The sequence below is a fragment of the Photobacterium leiognathi genome, assembly GCF_030685535.1.
Lineage (GTDB): Bacteria > Pseudomonadota > Gammaproteobacteria > Enterobacterales > Vibrionaceae > Photobacterium > Photobacterium leiognathi.
Genome location: NZ_CP131601.1, coordinates 1,173,208 through 1,193,936, shown reverse-complemented (window position 1 = coordinate 1,193,936; position 20,729 = coordinate 1,173,208). Strand labels below are relative to the sequence as shown.

At 39.8% G+C, this 20,729-nt stretch carries 12 protein-coding genes and 2 pseudogenes; 7 read left to right on the top strand and 7 right to left on the bottom strand.

Translation table 11 applies throughout. The features are described 5' to 3' along the window. The first annotated feature begins 5 nt into the window (after positions 1-5). Positions 6-525 (top strand): annotated as a pseudogene (locus Q7674_RS12640) (lipocalin family protein). A gap of 34 nt (positions 526-559) precedes the next feature. Here Q7674_RS12640 and Q7674_RS12635 read toward each other — a convergent pair. The 3 genes and pseudogenes from Q7674_RS12635 to gyrA all read right to left on the bottom strand — a co-directional run bounded on the left by Q7674_RS12635 (position 560) and on the right by gyrA (position 6,997). Beyond that, a complete protein-coding gene (locus Q7674_RS12635) occupies positions 560-2,566 on the bottom strand; it encodes an EAL domain-containing protein (RefSeq protein ID WP_425260241.1) in 2,007 nt (668 codons plus the stop codon). A 206-nt stretch (positions 2,567-2,772) separates the two neighbouring features. Then, positions 2,773-3,856: pseudogene (gene serC, locus Q7674_RS12630) on the bottom strand (3-phosphoserine/phosphohydroxythreonine transaminase). 543 nt (positions 3,857-4,399) lie between these two features. Further along, positions 4,400-6,997, bottom strand: a complete 2,598-nt coding sequence (gene gyrA / locus Q7674_RS12625) for a DNA topoisomerase (ATP-hydrolyzing) subunit A (protein ID WP_305423901.1) — start codon at positions 6,995-6,997, stop codon at positions 4,400-4,402. A 462-nt stretch (positions 6,998-7,459) separates the two neighbouring features. On the opposite strand from gyrA, the gene Q7674_RS12620 reads away from it, so the two are divergent. The 5 genes from Q7674_RS12620 (at position 7,460) to yfaE (ending at position 12,761) form a co-directional block, all read left to right on the top strand. Beyond that, positions 7,460-7,603 carry a hypothetical protein gene (locus Q7674_RS12620; RefSeq protein ID WP_008986702.1) on the top strand — a complete coding sequence of 48 codons (144 nt, stop codon included), beginning with the start codon at positions 7,460-7,462 and terminating at the stop codon, positions 7,601-7,603. Between the two features lie 156 nt (positions 7,604-7,759). Next, on the top strand, positions 7,760-8,470 hold the full coding sequence (ubiG, locus tag Q7674_RS12615; protein WP_045062985.1) for a bifunctional 2-polyprenyl-6-hydroxyphenol methylase/3-demethylubiquinol 3-O-methyltransferase UbiG: 711 nt from the start codon (positions 7,760-7,762) through the stop codon (positions 8,468-8,470). Between the two features lie 551 nt (positions 8,471-9,021). Then, positions 9,022-11,289, top strand: coding sequence for a class 1a ribonucleoside-diphosphate reductase subunit alpha (gene nrdA / locus Q7674_RS12610; protein ID WP_023932814.1), 2,268 nt, complete (start codon positions 9,022-9,024; stop codon positions 11,287-11,289). A 45-nt stretch (positions 11,290-11,334) separates the two neighbouring features. Beyond that, positions 11,335-12,468 (top strand): class Ia ribonucleoside-diphosphate reductase subunit beta, encoded by a 1,134-nt coding sequence (nrdB, locus tag Q7674_RS12605; protein WP_023932816.1) that lies wholly within the window; start codon positions 11,335-11,337, stop codon positions 12,466-12,468. Beyond that, positions 12,465-12,761, top strand: coding sequence for a class I ribonucleotide reductase maintenance protein YfaE (gene yfaE, locus Q7674_RS12600; RefSeq protein WP_045062984.1), 297 nt, complete (start codon positions 12,465-12,467; stop codon positions 12,759-12,761). The genes nrdB and yfaE overlap by 4 nt, the downstream gene beginning before the upstream one ends. A gap of 38 nt (positions 12,762-12,799) precedes the next feature. Here the strand turns inward: yfaE and adiA are convergent, their stop codons facing one another. The 4 genes from adiA to Q7674_RS12580 form a co-directional block, all read right to left on the bottom strand. After that, positions 12,800-15,094: an arginine decarboxylase gene (gene adiA, locus Q7674_RS12595; RefSeq protein ID WP_305423899.1), complete on the bottom strand. Its 2,295-nt coding sequence runs from the start codon at positions 15,092-15,094 to the stop codon at positions 12,800-12,802. A gap of 67 nt (positions 15,095-15,161) precedes the next feature. Then, entirely contained in the window at positions 15,162-16,478 is a 1,317-nt protein-coding gene (gene potE / locus Q7674_RS12590) for a putrescine-ornithine antiporter (protein ID WP_023932822.1), read from the bottom strand. A 293-nt stretch (positions 16,479-16,771) separates the two neighbouring features. Further along, positions 16,772-17,611: an META domain-containing protein gene (locus tag Q7674_RS12585; protein ID WP_045062982.1), complete on the bottom strand. Its 840-nt coding sequence runs from the start codon at positions 17,609-17,611 to the stop codon at positions 16,772-16,774. Positions 17,612-17,822: 211 nt separating this feature from the next. Continuing rightward, complete coding sequence (locus Q7674_RS12580; RefSeq protein ID WP_023932826.1) at positions 17,823-19,067, bottom strand: CinA family nicotinamide mononucleotide deamidase-related protein; 1,245 nt, start codon at positions 19,065-19,067, stop codon at positions 17,823-17,825. A 428-nt stretch (positions 19,068-19,495) separates the two neighbouring features. Here Q7674_RS12580 and tyrP point away from each other — a divergent pair, with 428 nt between their 5' ends. Beyond that, a complete protein-coding gene (gene tyrP, locus Q7674_RS12575; protein WP_305423896.1) occupies positions 19,496-20,710 on the top strand; it encodes a tyrosine transporter TyrP in 1,215 nt (404 codons plus the stop codon). Positions 20,711-20,729: the final 19 nt, after the last annotated feature.

The window sequence follows — 20,729 nt, the reverse complement described above, 5'->3', positions numbered from 1 at the left end:
GATTAATGGCTATACGACTCATATTCCTCACTGTACTCATGACTGTACTTAATGGGTGCACCACAGGAAAACCAGAAACAATTACACGTGGTATCCCCTTTTGATCTCAATAAATACCTTGGTACTTGGTATGAGATTGCACGATTGGATCATAGCTTTGAGCGTAATTTAGATAAGGTTAGTGCCACTTACAGCATGAATGCTGATGGGAGTGTGAAGGTTATAAACAAGGGCTTTAACACTCAAAAACAACAATGGAAAGAAGCTGTAGGAAAAGCCAAGTTCGTTAAAACGCAAGATGTAGGTTACCTAAAAGTCTCGTTTTTTGGTCCTTTCTACGGTAGTTACATCATTTTCTATTTAGAGCCTGACTACTCAACCGCACTAATTAGTAGCTATAACTATGAATATCTCTGGTTACTATCACGACAAAAGCAACTCACTAATGAGCAACTACAAAAATACCTAACCATTGCTCAACAAGCTGGTTTTGATACCAGTAAATTGATATTCCCAACTCAATAAAAAGAAAGCCACAGATGATACTGTGGCTTTTTCTTTAAGCATGAATTTTATTGCTTGCCCATTGTTGAGCATCATCTAGTGGCATTGGTCTTGAAAAATAATAACCTTGGATAATATCAATACCGCAACTAGCAACAAACTGCTCTTCAATTTCAGTTTCCACACCTTCCGCCACTAACACACAACCTGTTACTTCGCTGATCTTGGCTAATAACTGATAGAGATTTTTCTCTCGCTCATTTTGTGTGTTCAATAATAACGAACGATCAAGTTTCACTTTATCGAAATTAAACTTCAGCAAATGCGGGAATGACGCATAACCTGAACCAAAGTCATCAATAGCAACAGTAATACCTAACGCTTGTAACGCTTCAATATTTTTTGCGATCTGTTTGTCATTGGTAATAATCGCTTCTTCTGTAATTTCAATTTCTAAACTAGATGGCTCAATCTCGTAAAAACGTAATCGCTCTACAACGAAATGAATAATCGCAGGATCGGCAATACTTTCAGCAGAAATATTCACCGATACTTTACAACCATGCTCAAGCGGTAACTTTTTCATATCCGTTAATACCAGATCAATCACCATTTGATCTAACTGCTTTATAGCACCAAGTTGATAAAAGTCATCAATAAACACAGGTAGAATTAACTTACCTGTTTTATCTTTATAACGTACTAACGACTCAAAAGATAAGTGTGAAGGATTTTTCATATTCACTTGAGGCTGATAGTGCATCACAAACTCACCGTTATTCAGCATATTATTCACACGACGACTAATATCATGCTTACTGACATAACTACCCATCGCCTTATTCACATCACCTAAAAATGCTTTTAGTGTAGAACTTTCAATTTCAGATTGACGTGTCATCGTCATATTACTTTGACGACTACGACCAACATAATTTAAATAAAACGGACGATAAATCAGCGTACCTAATGTGATCACTACAAACTGTAATATCACGCCTCCAAAACTATTTTGTGTGGCAATATAACCACTAATAAAAGGTGGAGTCATCCAATCAACAATAGTACCAACATGGTTCACCAAACCTAATGACATGGCACTATACACAACAACAAAGCTAACTAAAGGTACAAAAACAAACGGCACAATCAGCAATGGGTTAAAGATGATTGGTAATCCAAATAGTAATAGTTCATTAATATTAAAAATCACTAACGGAATAGCTGAAATAGCTAACGCAATATGACGACGATCTTTCGAGAACAATAAGATACAAAGCAATAGGCTGATTGTATTACCTGATCCCCCCATCGACATGAAAGCATCATAAAAGCCTTGCCCTAAAATTGGTAAAGGTGCATCCCCTGCTTGCCACGCAGCTAAATGCAGTTGAGTATCTTCAAATAGCTGCTGTTTAGCACGAAATAGGAAGTTATGACCATTGATCCCAACCGCACCTAATAAACCTAGAATAAACTGGTAAGCTAATCCGCCAAAAAATGTCAGAGGATTTAATGCAATAAATTTACTTGCACCTTGACTTAACTGAATAACAATTTCAGTTATTTTTGCCAGCATTAATGTTAATAGTAAAAAGCTAAAGAAATGTGCCGCTTGCTTATACAATCGTTTTACAAAATCGATACGTGACGGATCGAGTGGATCTAAACGAAAAGAAACACAGCACAACGCGGATATAATCGCCGCTAGCAATGCAATTAACGGGTTATTAGGCAAGCCTGTATTAGCCGCGACTAAACCATTTGGAATTGAAACCGCTGTTAATAAGAGTAATGAATACGGCACAACAACCATGGCATTCATACCATGTTTAGTTGAAATATAATAACTCGTAATAATACACAGCGTGATTGGATAAATAGCAATCAATAAGTCAGAAAAATAAAAGAACTTATTTGCGGCATCAGAAAACTCAGCCATACTCAGAGCATGACCGACAAAAACTGTAATTGCGTTACATATTGTTAATGGCAATAATAATAAAAAGACAATAGAAATATCTTTAATATAATCATTGTAATATGACTTAATTGTCGTCATTTTAATCATTAAAGATAGAGCCCTACAATACTCGAAGTTTGCCGATTATAGGTATGATAATATATCTATCAAGAATAAAACTGTTAACGAACGTTTCAACCTATTTATATACAGTAATATGCAATTCAATTAGTTTACTAAATAAAAAAGCTGCAGGTAATATATTAAATATCAATCACCTACAGCTTTCATTTTATTTGTTAATTTTAAGCGTTTTCTTTTTCAAATTTTACCATAAAATCAACTAATGCTTGTACACCTTCAAGTGGCATCGCATTGTAAATAGATGCACGCATACCACCAACAACACGGTGACCTTTCAATGCTTTCAATCCTGCTACATCAGCTTGTTCTAAGAATAAAGCATCTAGCTCAGGATTCTTCAACTGGAATGGAACGTTCATGATAGAACGGTTATCAGCATGGACTTCGTTCACATAAAAGTCAGAGTGATCGATAAAGTCATAAAGTAACTTAGCTTTCGCTAAATTACGCTGCTCCATCGCTTCCACACCACCGACAGTTTTCAACCACTTGAAGACTTCGCCAGCTAAATACCAAGCAAACGTTGGTGGCGTATTAAACATTGACTCTTTATCAACTAAAACCGTGTAATCTAAAATACTTGGCAAAATTGCCTTTGCTTTGCCTAGTAGATCATCACGTACAATCACAATAGTTAAGCCAGCAGGACCAATATTTTTCTGCGCGCTAGGCGTAAATAACACCATATTTAGATACATCAATTTTGCGAGATAAGATAGTCGAAGACATATCAGCCACAATTGGCTTATCTGTTTGTGGTAAATCACGAATTTCAATACCATCAATCGTTTCATTCGGACAGAAATGAACAAACGCAGCATTATCAGATAGAGGCCATTGCTCAACAGGTAGAATTGCTTTTTTACCGTCTTTATCACAAGTAATATCAACAATATTTGGCTGACAATATTTCTTAGCTTCTTCAATCGCACTGTGAGCCCAAAAGCCGCCATCCATATAATCAGCAGTTTCAGCATCACCTAATAAGTTCAATGGCACAGCGGCAAACTGTCCACGTGCACCACCATGACAAAACAGAACATGGTAGTTTGCTGGGATATCTAATAAATCTCGTAAATCTTGCTCAGATTGCGCAGCCACAGCAAGAAACTCTTTGCTACGGTGGCTGACTTCCATAACAGAAGTACCTAGACCATTCCAATTAATAAGCTCTCTTTGAGCTTTGGCGAGAACATCAGCGGGGATCATTGCTGGTCCGGCACAAAAGTTATAAACCTTATCCATGATAGTGTACTTGCTCCTGCTTGGGGAAATAGAATAAAAAGCCTATTTGCTTCATAAAGCTAACAACGCCAAATACATAACGTCTTTAGCATTACAAAACAACGTTAGATAAATCTCACTACCGAAAACGGGTAGCAATGCGTTGTTTTTACACCTTTATTAATCAACTTAAAAGTTTTTATTATAAATTGCTAGTCTGTTACTTCGAGCATGGTGGAAAAATGACAATCGGTCTATACCCCTTTTTAGCGTTATATTCGATATTTATGAATGGTTATGGAATAAGGCAAGGGATAAGCTCAAGAGCCACATTATTTCTAACTACTGATAAAGCCAAATTAAAATATTATCTAACAGCACTTCGACGCCAGCCAAATACAAAGCAAACCTTATCAATAATGTCACAACATAAAAAAGGCACATAAAAAAGGCACATAAAAAAGGCACATAAAAAAACAGCTACAGTTGAAACTGTAGCTGTTTATCTATTAATGCATTGAGCTTAAGAATTACTCTTGCTCTGCTGACTCATCTGAACCTGTATCAACAGTACGGTTGTTCTGTATTTTCAACAGCATCACCTTCTACTAATTCAGCATCTTCAATCAACTCTTCTTCAGGCTCATCAATGCGCTGTAGGCCAACAACTTGCTCGTCTTCAGCAGTACGAATAAGTGTTACACCTTGCGTATTACGACCAACGCGGCTCACTTCAGCAACACGAGTACGTACAAGCGTACCGCCGTTCGTGATCATCATAAACTCATCGCCGTCTTCTGCTTGGACAGCACCAACAACGCTACCGTTACGTTCAGATACCTTGATTGATACAACACCTTGTGTTGCACGGCTCTTCGCTGGGTATTCAGCAAGCTCTGTACGTTTACCATAACCATTTTCAGTTACAGTCAGTACATCACCCTCGTTGTGAGGAACAATCAGTGAAACCACTTTATCGCTTTCAGCCAGCTTGATACCACGAACACCTGCCGCAGTGCGGCCCATGCCACGTACTTGCTCTTCAGAGAAGCGAACAACTTTACCCGCCTTCGAGAACAGCATGATGTCATTCTGACCATCAGTGATATCAACACCAATTAGGGTATCTTCATCACGAAGGTTAACAGCAATGATACCTGCACTACGTGGACGGCTAAAGTCAGTTAGCGGTGTCTTCTTCACTGTACCGTCAGCAGTTGCCATAAATACAAACTTATCAGCTTCGTATTCACGTACAGGAAGGATCGCAGTAATACGTTCATTTTCTTCAAGCGGAAGAATATTTACGATTGGCTTGCCACGTGCAGTACGGCTAGCTAATGGTAATTGGTATACCTTCAACCAGTACATACGGCCACGGCTAGAGAAACATAGGATCGTATCGTGAGTATTAGCAACCAGTAGACGCTCAATGAAGTCTTCTTCCTTCATGCGCGTTGCTGCTTTACCTTTACCACCACGACGCTGTGCTTCGTAGTCGCTTAGAATTTGGTACTTAACGTAACCTTCGTGAGATAGTGTTACAACAACATCTTCTTGGGTGATCAGATCTTCCATATCGATGTCGTGGCTAGCTGCAGTGATCTCAGTACGACGTACGTCGCTGAACTGCTCTTTCACTAACTCTAGTTCTTCGCGGATCACTTCCATCAAGCGCTCAGAGCTTGAAAGGATGTGCATTAGTTCTGCGATTTCATCAAGTAGTGCTTTGTATTCTTCAAGGATCTTTTCATGCTCAAGACCAGTTAGCTTGTGCAGACGTAGATCAAGAATTGCTTGTGCTTGTTGCTCTGTTAGGTAGTACTGGTTATCACGAATACCGAACTGTGCTTCTAACCATTCAGGACGTGCAGCATCTGTACCTGCACGCTCAAGCATTGCAGCTACGTTACCTAGATCCCAACCACGTGCAATTAAGCCAGCTTTCGCTTCTGCAGGTGTTGGTGCACGGCGGATCAGCTCAATGATTTCATCAATGTTAGCCAATGCTAATGCAAGACCTTCAAGGATATGAGCACGATCACGCGCTTTACGTAATTCGTAAATTGTACGACGAGTCACCACTTCACGACGGTGGTTAACGAAGCACTTAAGCATCTCTTTAAGGTTAAAGATCTTTGGTTGACCATTATCTAGTGCAACCATGTTGATACCGAATGTAGTTTGTAGCTGAGTTTGTGCGTAAAGGTTGTTTAGCACCACTTCACCCACAGCGTCACGCTTACATTCGATAACAATACGCATACCATCTTTATCAGATTCGTCGCGTAGTGCACTGATGCCTTCAACTTTCTTATCTTTAACGAGCTCAGCAATCTTCTCGATCAAGCGAGCCTTGTTAACTTGGTACGGGATTTCGTGAACAACAATGGTTTCTTTACCATTCTTATCCGCTTCAATTTCCGCTTTAGCGCGCATGTAAACTTTACCGCGGCCAGTTTTATAAGCGTCAACAATCCCTTTACGACCGCTGATCATTGCAGCTGTCGGGAAGTCAGGACCAGGAATGTATTCCATTAGCTGATCGATGGTGATGTCTTCATCGTTGATGTAAGCCAAACAGCCGTCGATCACTTCGCCTAAGTTATGAGGTGGAATATTTGTCGCCATACCTACAGCAATACCAGAAGAACCATTCACTAGTAAGTTAGGGATCTTAGTTGGTAATACTGCTGGAATTTGCTCTGTACCATCGTAGTTAGGTACATAATCCACAGTTTCTTTGTCTAAATCAGCAAGTAACTCATGCGCGATTTTAGCCATACGAACTTCGGTATAACGCATCGCAGCTGCAGAGTCGCCATCGATTGAACCAAAGTTACCTTGACCATCTACGAGCATGTAGCGCAACGAGAATGGTTGAGCCATACGTACGATTGTGTCGTACACAGCGCTATCACCGTGTGGGTGATATTTACCGATCACATCACCTACCACACGGGCAGATTTTTTATATGCTTTATTCCAGTCATTGCCTAGTACATTCATCGCGAATAAAACGCGGCGGTGTACTGGCTTAAGGCCATCACGCACATCAGGAAGAGCACGACCTACGATTACTGACATCGCATAGTCGAGATAAGAGCTTTTCAGCTCCTCTTCAATATTTATGGGCGTGATCTCTTTTGCAAGATCGCTCATGGAGCCAATATCCCTCAGGTAATTTCTGTCGTATTTTTATACGTGCAAGGCGTAAGAATATAGCATATTACAGCCTTAATAGGCACACCTTTCACGACTTATGTTGTGAGTAATTTAGCGGAAATGAAAGAAAACAGAAATAAACGATGTCACAACTGTGAATAGAATATATGCATCTGTTTATAAATTACGCATTATTAGAAAAATAACTCAAACCATAATGTAACTATTCTAACTTACCGAATATGTAACGGTTTGTAAAAATTAGACCAATAACTTAATTATTAATTGTACGCATTGCAATTGGTTAATGAATCCACAAATTGAGAGTTGTCGCAATTTTTACAATAGTATTCCCTATCAAAATATGCTTGTAAGCTTCACCAGCACATGCAACTCAGACGCATGATACTCAGCCTACACGTATTGTGCATCTTCATCAGGACAAATGAGGATACGATCATGGGTACTGCAATTAACACGATAGGGCTTTCAATCATTATTGGTAAATACATTTTAATGGCAATTCTTGCGACACTCACTTTATTTGGTGGCACTATTAGTCCCGAACTGCTGCCTGCTACACTGACTCACTTTAATGAGTAAGCCTATGTCTCACGCTAACTAGTAGCCAAGCGATGTTAATCCCTTGGCTATTTTTCTCACTTAGTAATCCTCTCCCCTTTGCTTATTACTGCTTTGCAACGTTTCGAATATTTCGCATAATGTGCAGTATCAATTAAGGAAAATGGCATCAATGTAATGAGCAAACCACTAAATGTAGATCCTGCTGAGATCAGTAAATTCGAAGATATGGCCTCACGTTGGTGGGATCTTGAAGGTGAATTCAAACCGCTTCACCAAATCAACCCGCTTCGTCTTAACTATGTTATCGATCATGCTAATGGTCTATTTGGCAAGAAAGTTCTCGATGTTGGCTGTGGTGGCGGTATTCTGGCTGAAAGCATGGCAATTGAAGGTGCAGAAGTCACTGGTCTTGATATGGGTAAAGAGCCCCTAACTGTTGCTCGTTTACATGCTTTAGAAACAGGAACCAAGCTTGATTACATTCAATCAACAGCAGAAGAGCATGCTGAAGAACATCAAGCATATTACGATGTGATCACTTGTATGGAAATGCTAGAGCATGTCCCTGATCCTGCGTCAATCATTGCTGCTTGTGCGAAGATGGTAAAACCCGGCGGGCATGTTTTCTTCTCAACTTTAAACCGTAATATTAAGTCTTACTTATTTGCGATCGTAGGTGCGGAGCATGTTATGCGTTTAGTGCCTAAAGGTACGCATGATCACAATAAATTTATTCGCCCATCAGAACTAATGGCGATGATTGATAAAACCGCATTAGAAGATCGTCATATTATAGGTTTACACTACAATCCTCTAACTAACACTTATAGCCTAGGAACAAATGTTGACGTGAACTACATTGTTCATACCCAAAAGCAAGATTAACCAATATTAGTCATCATTTAGGCTTCAATATAGATAACAAGGTATTGAAGCCGAATAATGCAGCTTTTGTAGCACATAAATTTTCATCTTCCATCGAAACATACCAATAACATCCCCCCCAATATGTTATGCACATAATGACTCAAAAAATACCTGTAAGATCAAGGGTTACTTAAGATTAATTGACATTAATCACAACAATTTTTGAACTCCTAAAACCACCAAATTTCAACAAAAAAATATTTTTTTTATCACTAAAATCTCACCATACAATATTGCAATTTGCTATCTAATTGATGGCATTAGCGAGTTACGTAAGTAGGCACTGACTTTTTTATAAAAATCCCCATCTTATCCACAGCTGGTCAAAAAATGTCATCTTGCAAAAAAACGAAATCACCACTATCTTGTAATCACTTTGACAGCACACCCCAACATATAGTGTTTTTGTCTTACAAGAATTTTTATCAAAGATCACATTCTTTGCTAATCTATTTATAAAAGTTGCAAAAAAAGCTCATATGCAAGGAAAACTGGGAAACTAACTAAAAATGACTCAACAACTAACAGTTACCAAGCGCGACGGTCGTACTGAAAATATCGATTTAGATAAAATCCACCGCGTGATTGAATGGGCAGCAGAAGGTTTAGAAAACGTTTCTGTGTCTCAAGTAGAATTAAAGTCTCACATCCAGTTTTACGATGGTATCCGTACTGATGATATCCATGAAACAATCATCAAAGCTGCGGCAGATTTAATCTCTGAAGAAACCCCTGATTACCAATACCTTGCAGCACGCTTGGCGATTTTCCACCTACGTAAAAAAGCGTATGGTCAGTTTGAGCCACCAAAGCTATATGAGCACGTTAAAAACCTTGTCGCTAAAGGTAAATACGACGAGCACTTATTAGAAGATTACACTGAAGAAGAATTTGCAGTGATGGATACCTTTATCGATCACTGGCGCGATATGAACTTCTCATACGCAGCGGTTAAACAACTTGAAGGTAAATACCTTGTTCAAAACCGTGTATCAGGTGAAATTTTTGAAAGTGCACAGTTCTTATACATCCTGATCGCAGCTGCACTATTTAATAAATATCCAAAAGAAACACGTCTTGATTACATCAAACGTTTCTACGATGCAGCGTCACTATTTAAGATCTCGCTACCAACACCAATTATGTCTGGTGTTCGTACGCCAACACGTCAGTTCAGCTCATGTGTACTGATCGAATGTGACGATAGCCTTGATTCAATCAACGCAACAGCAAGTTCAATTGTGCGTTACGTATCTCAACGTGCTGGTATTGGTATCAACGCGGGTCGTATTCGTGCACTAGGCTCTGAAATCCGTGGTGGTGAAGCATTCCACACGGGTTGTATTCCTTTTTACAAGTACTTCCAAACAGCAGTAAAATGTTGTTCTCAAGGTGGAGTACGCGGTGGTGCAGCAACACTGTTCTACCCTATTTGGCACCGTGAAGTAGAATCACTACTTGTACTTAAGAATAACCGTGGTGTTGAAGAAAACCGTGTTCGTCACATGGACTACGGTGTTCAAATCAACAAACTGATGTACACACGTTTAATCAAAGGCGAAAACATTTCTCTGTTCTCTCCTTCTGATGTTCCAGGAATGTACGATGCATTCTTTGCAGATCAAGAAGAGTTCGAGCGTTTATACCTAAAATATGAGCAAGACAGCAGCATCAAGCGTGAAACAATCAAGGCAATTGATCTGTTCTCATTGCTAATGCAAGAACGTGCGTCTACAGGCCGTATTTACATCCAAAACGTTGACCACTGTAATACACACAGTCCATTTGATCCGGCTGTTGCACCTATTCGTCAATCTAACCTGTGTCTTGAGATCGCACTGCCGACTAAGCCACTGAACAACGTTGAAGACGAAAACGGTGAAATTGCACTATGTACGCTATCTGCATTTAACCTAGGTGCTATCGATAGCCTTGATGATTTAGAAGAGCTAGCTGAGCTAACGGTTCGTGCCCTAGATGCACTACTAGATTACCAAGACTACCCACTACCAGCTGCACGTCGTTCTACCATGAACCGTCGTACACTAGGTGTTGGTGTGATCAACTTTGCTTACTACTTAGCAAAACACGGTGTTCGTTACTCAGACGGTAGCGCAAACAACCTAACACACGAAGCATTTGAAGCCATTCAATACTACTTATTAAAGGCATCTGTAAACTTGGCGAAAGAGCAAGGCGCTTGCCCTGCATTTAACGAAACAACTTACGCACAAGGTGTACTACCTATCGATACTTATAAGCAAGATATCGATAAGATTTGCTCAGCAGAACTACGCTACGATTGGGAAACGTTACGTGAAGAGATCAAAACCCATGGTCTACGTAACTCAACGCTTTCTGCGTTAATGCCATCAGAGACATCATCGCAAATTTCAAATGCGACAAATGGTATTGAGCCACCGCGTGGTTTCGTTTCTGTTAAAGCATCAAAAGATGGTATCCTCAAGCAAGTTGTTCCTGAGTACGCTAAGTATAAAGAGAACTACGAGCTACTATGGAATATCGGTAGTAACGACGGTTACCTACAACTTGTGGGTATCATGCAGAAATTTATCGACCAAGCTATCTCGGCGAATACGAATTATGATCCGAGTAAGCAACCTGGTGGTAAAGTTCCTATGAAGCTACTACTTAAAGATCTACTAAATGCTTACAAACTAGGTGTGAAAACACTTTACTACCATAACACTCGTGACGGTGCCTCAGATAGTCAAGGTGATATGGCTGCAGACGATTGCACTAGTTGTAAAATTTAATTATTAAATGGGAGCCTCATGGCTCCCCTTTGATTTGAGGAAATCATGGCTTACAGTACTTTTTGTCAAACCCGCAACGATCAATTAAAAGAGCCAATGTTCTTTGGTCAATCGGTGAATGTTGCTCGCTACGACCAACAAAAATTTGAGATTTTCGAAAAACTCATCGAAAAACAACTTTCTTTCTTCTGGCGTCCAGAAGAAGTTGATGTGTCTGGCGACCGTATCAACTACAACAATTTGCCAGATCATGAAAAGCATATTTTCATCAGTAACCTGAAATACCAAACGCTATTGGATTCTATTCAAGGTCGTAGCCCTAACGTTGCGCTTCTGCCTATCGTTTCTATCCCTGAGTTAGAAACTTGGATTGAAACATGGTCGTTCTCTGAAACCATCCACTCACGTTCTTATACGCATATTATCCGCAATATCGTTAATAACCCTTCGGTTGTTTTTGACGATATCGTCGAGAATGAACATATCATTAAACGTGCTGGTGATATTTCTAAGTACTACGATGCGCTAATTGCAGCAACGAATGATTACCACCGTTTCGGTGAAGGTAATCACTCAGCAAATGGTGTTCCATTTACTGTTAGCCTTCGTGAATTAAAGAAAAAGCTATACCTTTGTTTAATGTCAGTTAACGCGCTAGAAGCAATCCGTTTCTACGTGAGCTTTGCTTGTTCATTTGCTTTCGCTGAGCGTGAGCTTATGGAAGGTAATGCGAAAATCATTAAGCTGATCGCACGTGATGAAGCACTGCACTTAACAGGTACTCAGCATATTCTGAACTTGCTACGTACGGGTCAAGACGATCCTGAAATGGCAGAAATTGCAGTGGAATGCGAGCAAGAATGTTTCGATATCTTTAAATCTGCCGCTGAGCAAGAAAAAGATTGGGCAGATTACCTATTTAAAGATGGCTCTATGATTGGCTTGAATAAGCAGATCTTGTGTCAATATGTTGAATACATCACTAACCTACGTATGTCTGCTGTGGGTCTACGCCCTGCTTACGAAGGTGCAACGCAAAACCCAATCCCATGGATCAACTCTTGGTTATCTTCTGATAACGTACAAGTTGCTCCTCAAGAAGCAGAAATCAGTTCATACCTTGTTGGTCAAATTGACAACGATGTAAGTGCTGACGATCTTGGTGACTTCGAACTATGAGTCAATTAACCATCAAGGTTAATGGCGTGGAGGTTCATGGTAATAACCATGAGCCTCTGCTCAAGCAGCTTGAACAAGCAGGTATTCAACCTGAGTATCAATGCCGTAATGGTATGTGCGGTGCTTGTCGCTGTAAGTTAAAACAAGGTGCTGTTGACCAACAAGATGCCCTTGCTTTTATTGCGCCGAATGAAATTCTTACCTGTCGCTCAGTACCTAAAAGTAATGTTGAAATCGAATTCGACTACCAACTACCCACTGTAAGCGAGCCAATAAAAAAGGCAGCTCAATAATACTGAGCTGCCTTTTCTTTACCTATCTTATTTCTTGCCTAAGACTTCTTCACACACATCACGTGGTAAACACCATCTTCAACTTCTGTCCCTTCGGTTTCATGTTCAAAGCCAGGGAATTCTTTATCCCACACTTCTAAACTATGTAAGTAACCAATTTGCGGGCTACTATCATCACCAAAGTTTTCCCCTGACATTAACATTGGAATACCCGGTGGATATGGAATAACCGCATTCGCTGCGACACGGCCTTGCAGTTTATGGGATGGCACCATTTCAACATTATCATCAACGATCGCTTCAAAAGCCGCACGAGGTGTAATATCTGCTTTAGGTAGCGTTGAATAAGCCGCATTGAGCATTTCTGATGGTGTATGTTGTTTCAAATAGCCAAACATCTTATCACCCAGATCTTTAAGACCTAAATGACCATACACTTCAGGATGCGCTGCCACTAAATCAGGTAATGCATTTTTCAACGGTGTATTATTATCATAGTGTGTTTTAAAGCTGAGTAAGGTATTAACCAAGGTTGCCCACTTACCTTTGGTGATCCCCATTGAGAATAAGAACATCACTTGGAAATCTGTAGTACGTGTTGGGACTATACCAAAACGTGTTAAATATTGTGTTACAAGCGCTGCTTGTACACCGCTATCTAGCAACTTACCATCATCCCCCATACCTGGTGCGAGGATACTCACTTTAATTGGATCGAGCATACACCAGTCAGCTGGGATATCATCAAAGCCATGCCATTTATCGCCCGGTTTCATCACCCAGAAATCTTGGTTGGTTGCAACTAGCTCAGCAGGTGCATCTTCAAAGTCATAGACTTTACCGGTTTCAGGATCAGTAATGGTTTCTGCGTTCCAAGGTTTAAAGAACCAGTCGCCATCAGCAGCAAACTCACGGTACAAGCGCCCCATTGCCTGACGATAGTCCACCGCTTCTTTGATCACTTCTTGTGTTAATGAGTGACCACGTCCACCATCCATTTGCGATACTGCAATATCATTCGATGCACTGATCGCATACAGAGGAGAAGTGGTTGCATGCATCATGTAAGACTGGTTAAAGCGCTCAAAGTTAATATGGTCTTTACCGTAGCGAATATGGATCCAAGAGGCTTGAGAGAGCGCATTCAGTAATTTGTGAGTGGAGTGTGTCGCAAACACTGTCGGTGCATCCGGATCTTCAACAGGTTCACCACGCATCGCAAAGTGATCGGTGTAAATCGGATTAAAACGCGCATAACCATACCAAGCTTCATCAAAGTGAATACGATTACTACTTTCCGCTAAGATGTCTTGTGCACGTTTAGCGTTATAACATAAACCATCGTAGGTACAGTTAGTGACTACGGCATACGTTGCTTGAGTACCGGCTTTTGCATTTGTGAGTTCGCTACTTTCAGCAGCTTTTTTTAACCCTTCTGGTGACATTTGATCAGGGTAAATTGGTCCGATAATACCGTAACGGTTACGTGTCGGTACCATATAAACAGGTAATGCCCCAGTTAACATTAACCCCTGCTCAATAGACTTATGACAATTTCGGTCACAAATTGCGAGAGTATTCTCTCTCATACAAATTTGCATAATGGTACGGTTTGCACCGGATGTCCCTGTCACCAATGAGTAAGACTTATCAGCACCAAACACTTTTGCGGCATAATCTTCACTTTCACCAAAAGCGCCAGTGTGATCGAGCAATGAACCTAATGATCCACGTTCAATACCCATATCTGAGCGAAATAGCCCTTCACCGTAATAATTATAGAAACGTTGCCCCGCAGGTGTTTTCCTAAACCCTACACCACCTTGATGACCAGGCGCAGCCCATGAATACTCATGGATATCGTCGTATTTCATCATCGCAGAAGCGAGTGGTGGTAATAATTGCTCACGGTAGCGATCCATCGCTGCTATCGCACGTCCGGCAATAAAGTCTGAGGTGTCTTCTAAAATCCACGCAAACTCATCAACCTGCGACATTAATTCGCGATTAACACAGAGAGTTACTTTCTTTCTCTCTGCCAATAGGAAAACTGGCACCCCTTCTTGGCGTTGATTTAATTTATCAATCAAAGAGAAGAACATATCGTTCTCTTCTTGTTGCTGTCCCGTCATACTTGATGTCAACATTAAACAGTCGATAGCAAGGTTTACATTTAAAATAGAGTAACAATCATCATAAGATGATGCTGTTAGCACATTGATCGATTCTTTTTTAAATTCTTCAATTAAACGATCAATCGCATTCGCAATCACCCCAGTTTGCTGAGAGTTATCAAATACTAAAACTCTCTTATGTTTCCCGTAATTAAGCATATAAATATCCTGTTATATTTAAGGTTTATAACGATAAACAATGACTATTGACGATTAAAAATAAGAATTACGTTTTATTAGGTGTTGCATCTCGACTAGCAATAAAGCCATAGAAGAAATAACCAAATAAGGTAATAACAGTGCCGTAGAAGACGGCTTCTTCACCCGTAGAATAAGCGCCATAAATACTGTAAATAACAGCGACGGAGCCAACTAATATGCCCGTGTTATATTCTTTCTGACCCACATTAGCCTGCTTCATAATTATGCCAAGAGCAGTAAGTGATAGAATATAAGGCACCATGTTGATAAATACGGCTAAATTAACCAAGACGTTAAATTGTTTTAATAACGTTGGAGAAATCGTCATCACAGCTAACAATAATTCTAAAGCTAGCATAATCATCATGCCTTTAAACGGTGCATCGTGCTTATTTACATCTGAAAAGATTTTGGGGAATAAACGCATATCTGCAGCAACTTTCGACACCTGAGCATTTGTAAACTGCCATCCTAATAAAGAGCCAACACATGCCATGATTGCCATTGCGGTAATAATTTCTCCCACGAAAGGCGTAAACATTTGAGCAAATACCAGACCAAAAGGAGAATCAGATTTAGCAAGAATATCGTTTGGAATAATACCTTGAATAACTGTCGTTGAGGCAATATAGGTTGCAGCGGAAAAGACTGTAGCCAACATACAAGCAAGTGGTACATTACGCTCTGGATTTTCAACAGTACCCGAGTTAGCACCAGCAGATTCGATACCAAGGAAGGCCCATAAAGTGAGTGCCATCCCCGCATAAATTGCACTACCAATCGAGACGTTATGCGGGTTCCAAGCCTCGGCAAAGATTTTAGGATCAAACCAGAACCAGCCAATTATGGATAAACCCAATACAGGAATAATAATGCCCCACACGGTTACGGTTGAAATTCGACCAGTAATTTTAGCCCCTCTAACATTGGCAAACATGGTGATAATAAGAATGGAAATAACGCCAACGAAAGTATGAATTGGGGTTTCTTTCAACCAAGGAATAAAATATTCTAGATAACCAACACAAGATACGGCAATTGCAACCGCACTGATAACTAAACACACATAGTAGGTATAAGAAGCAATAAAGAAACTGGATTTACCATGTGCTTTTTCTGAATAGGCAGACATCCCCCCATCATCAGTACAGTACATACCGCATTTAGCAAATGCATACGCAATGGCTAATGCTCCTAGTGCTGTAATTACCCAAGCAAGTAAAGCAATACCCCCTGTTGCAGCAAGACTCGACGGTAATAATATTATCCCTGACCCCATCATATTAACGGTAACAATGGTTGTTAATCCCATTAACCCCATTTTATTGCTGGCAGAACTCATATAATAAGCAACCTTCTAAGTTATTAATTACATTAAAAATTAATATTTAATTATTTATATACATCTTTCTTTACTAATAAATAAAACTCAGGCAGTACAAATAAATATAATAATAGAATAGATGTATATTTTGAGATTACCTAAAAAAAATATGAGGATTTTGTAACAGTCTTATTTAGAATAAATTACCGTACACAATCAAGAGACACAAAAAAACGCATAAGCTGCAATTTTAAATTACAACTTATGCGCTTTATCAGACGATTAGAAACGAGTTTTTAATATTTTCTTTATTAGTTGCCAGTTTTAAAGGTAGCAACCTCTTTTCCTTGCTTATCTTTTACCGTTAAGACGTTATCAACAATAACATAGCTAGCATAGGTTGGTACTGACGCCAGGAATGCTTTTTCAAGCTCCATACCATCCATACACATTTTACGTGTTGATGCCGCAGGTCCCATTGTCAATGTGCCATTCGATGTTTCGAATGTACCTTGGAAGTTATTACAACCAGAGAAACCATATGCAGACTTCTTATCCATATCAAATTGGATAAATGCCATGTTGCCATCAGCACCAGGCTTAACAGTTTCACCTGCCAGTGTAACTAATTCCCATGGTTGACCAGCAAGACCTGTCGCTGCAGTTTCTTCTGGCGCTTGATGAGCAACACGATCTAATTTGATCTCAATAGGTTGTTTTGCATCAGTAGCAAATGGATCAATGCTTGTTGTTGATGTCATCACTAACTCATCACCAACCTTAATGGTTGCACGTAGGCTGTAACGATGCTTATCTTGAATTTTCGCTGCATCATAATCTAGTGTTACTGGGTATGGTGGTGCGCCCGCTACATCCATCGACTCACTCGTGATCGTTGTTGATGGTGCATCAGCTAAAGAAACATCTTCTAACGTTACATTTAATACTGCACCTGGTGGTAGCATACGGCGATCTAAGTAAATCACCTTCGTCTCTAATGATTTCATCTCTACTTTCTCAGCTTTGGCAACAGGTGCTGTCTGTTGTTGGTTTTGATTTGCAGCAGTGTCAGCGTCATTACATGCTTGTAGCATAAATGCAGAAAGTACAACTGAAGTTGCTAACGCTAGCTTTTTTAATTTAAAAGTCATTTTTTATTATCCTTTTATACATTTCAAATCATAACCACAGTAACGTCTATCATTACTTAGTTAAGGTTGCCATCATTGAGATAGCATATTGATTTAGAATTACTTATCTGTGAACCGCAGGCAATAATACAGCATTCAAAATAAGACGCAATCATTATAGATTATAGAAATGTTACGCTCTGTTAATACTCATTAAAGCTATATTTTACTTTTATCGTTTCTGTAAGTTCATAAGTTTTAGACTATGATTTTCGAATAATCTATTCAGTGATTCATAATGACCAAATATCGCAACACCTTGCAGGTATCGGCGAAGCATATCTAATAAAACAGTCGCAATCACCCAACGTTGATCATCATGGCTATAGACTCGTTTAAACTGTACATGCTGGATCCATTTTTCCTCATCTGTGATCAACCCAACCGTGACAGCACCATCATGCAATGCGCCAGAAAACAGCCCTATCTGACTATTTGGTATTAGACTTAAACGCTGTAATTGATCACTTGCTGCTTTGACTAAAGCGTCCATATCAGTCTTCGTATCGACAACTGTATTTTGAACGGATGCAGATACCACATATTCACTCAGTGCTGGTTGTTGATTTAACCAGTTAACAACAAAACCACCCGTTGATTGCTCTACTATCGCTAACTTTTTATTGTGTTGAATAAGCATTGAAGCAAGGTTGTCAATTAACCCTACTTGCTTGCCAACAATGTTGTCACCGAGCAAGGTTTCCATTTCAGCTAACAGTGTCAAAGCGGTATTACCCTGCTCAGGTGCAAATAACTTAACTTCGATAAAAGGCAATGATGAGCGATAACCTATCTCATAACCTTGTGGCAACGTCAGATGTTGAAAAGCATCACTGATACTTGATTCTGATAAACCATAAGTGAATAGACGAAAACAATGTAAAGATTGATTGGCAGGATATTTTGCTTGCAGGCGAGGTAAGATTTGATCTTTCACCATGATTTTAAATTCACTCGGAACACCAGGCGTAAAGAAAATCCATGATCGATTTAATTTAATGGCAAAACCACAAGCGGTTCCAACAGGATTATCAATGAGCTCCGCCCCTTCAGGCAGCATCGCTTGTTTTAAATTAGCGGCAGGCATTTCCCGATTAAGCTTTTCATATTTGGCTTTCATTTCTGCCACCCAATGATCAGATTGCTCTAATCCTACATTTGCAGCCATCGCAGCAGCGACTGCGGTGAGATCGTCACTTGTCGGCCCGAGCCCACCATTCACAATAACAATGTCGCTATTTAAACTGCACGACTCAATCTCTTTTGCCAGTCGCTCACAATGATCCCCTACCGTTACACGGCGTGTCATTGTTAAGCCCTGTTCAAACAGATATCGGGATAACCATGCTGCATTTGTATCAGTAATATCACCTAATAATACTTCTTCACCTGTACTGATCATTGTTATTTCAATCATCATTTCCCTCTGAATCTGTGGCTTTATGATTTATTTGATTAGTCTATGCTCAACGACTTACCAGATACAGCTTTCTTTTCCCCTATAGAAATAAAGCAATATTTTAGTTCAAACAACCAAATCGTAAACAAAAATTTACACCAGTTAAACTAATGTTGACAGATAAGTTATCTATCGTTAATGTACATTTCTAGCGTATAACGCTAACAAAAACAGCACATAGATTAATAAACAATATACTGAGTACATTTGATGAAATTTATCCCTCACGCCAATACCTATCGATAGCCACAGTGGCTATTATCAGGATGTAAACTTAACTGAACACTCATCTCGATACGCCTCTGTGGCCTCTATTTTCATAGGGAGCAACGACAGGTGATCAAACCACCTCCCGATCTAATTCATTACCTCTGGGAGCAACAAAAATGGCTTTAAATAAAACACTTGGCAGCATGCTTATTATTGCAGGAACCACGATAGGTGCTGGCATGTTGGCATTACCTTTGGCTTCGGCTGGCTTAGGATTTACAACGGCGTTAATTGCAATGTTCGGTATGTGGGCACTCATGACCTACACCGCACTATTAATGATTGAAATCCACCAGCATGCAGACACAGATGCGACACTGAATACTTTGGCTCAACAACTTCTTGGTCGCAGAGGGCAAATTCTTGCAAATTTTGCCATGATGTTTTTGCTCTACTCGCTATGTGCAGCCTACATTGCTTGTGGTGGTGGTCAGTTAAGTGAGAAATTAAGTGATTGGTTAAACATTTCTATTCCACCTCAACTTGGGGCATTACTCTTTACCATACTTATCGCAGCAGTTGTTTCAGTAGGCACACATACGGTTGATATGGTTAACCGTATCCTCTTTACAGCAAAAATTGTGGCATTAGCTGTGATGTTAGGTTTGCTTGTTCCCCATGTAGAGGGTCAACACCTTGTTGAAATGCCAGTACAAAAAGGGCTAATCCTTTCTGCATTACCTGTGGTATTTACCTCTTTCGGCTTCCACGGCAGTATTCCATCAATCGTACGCTACGTCGGTATTGATGTTAAAACATTAAAAAAAGTGATGATCTTAGGCTCTGCATTGCCGCTATTTATTTACTTATTATGGCAACTAGCAAGCCAAGGTGTAATGAGCCAGCCTGAATTAATGGCAAGCACAACATTGGGAAGTTTCATTGCTAGCTTAAGTGAGTTATTACACAACCCTATGGTCAGCAAGTCAGTGTCTATTTTCGCAGACTTAGCACTAGCAACGTCTTTCCTTGGTGTAAGTTTAGGTTTATTTGATTTTATGTCAGATAGCTTAAAACGCTCAAGTGATGTGAGTGGTCGAGTACAAACAGGTATGATCACCTTCTTACCACCTCTTGCTTTCGCCATTTTCTACCCACAAGGGTTCATCATGGCTTTAGGCTACGCAGCAATTGCGCTTGTTATTTTAGCTATATTCTTACCTGTTGCGATGGTTCGTTCACAGCGTAAAAAGCATAAATCAGAAAACCTCATGCCTTTATACATGGTACGAGGTGGAAACCTTGCCTTAGCAATTGTTACGTTAGCCGGAGTATTAATTATTTCAGCACAAACCATGCAAATGGTAGGTATTATTCCAGCGGTAGGTTAATACGTGTAAGCATTTATCA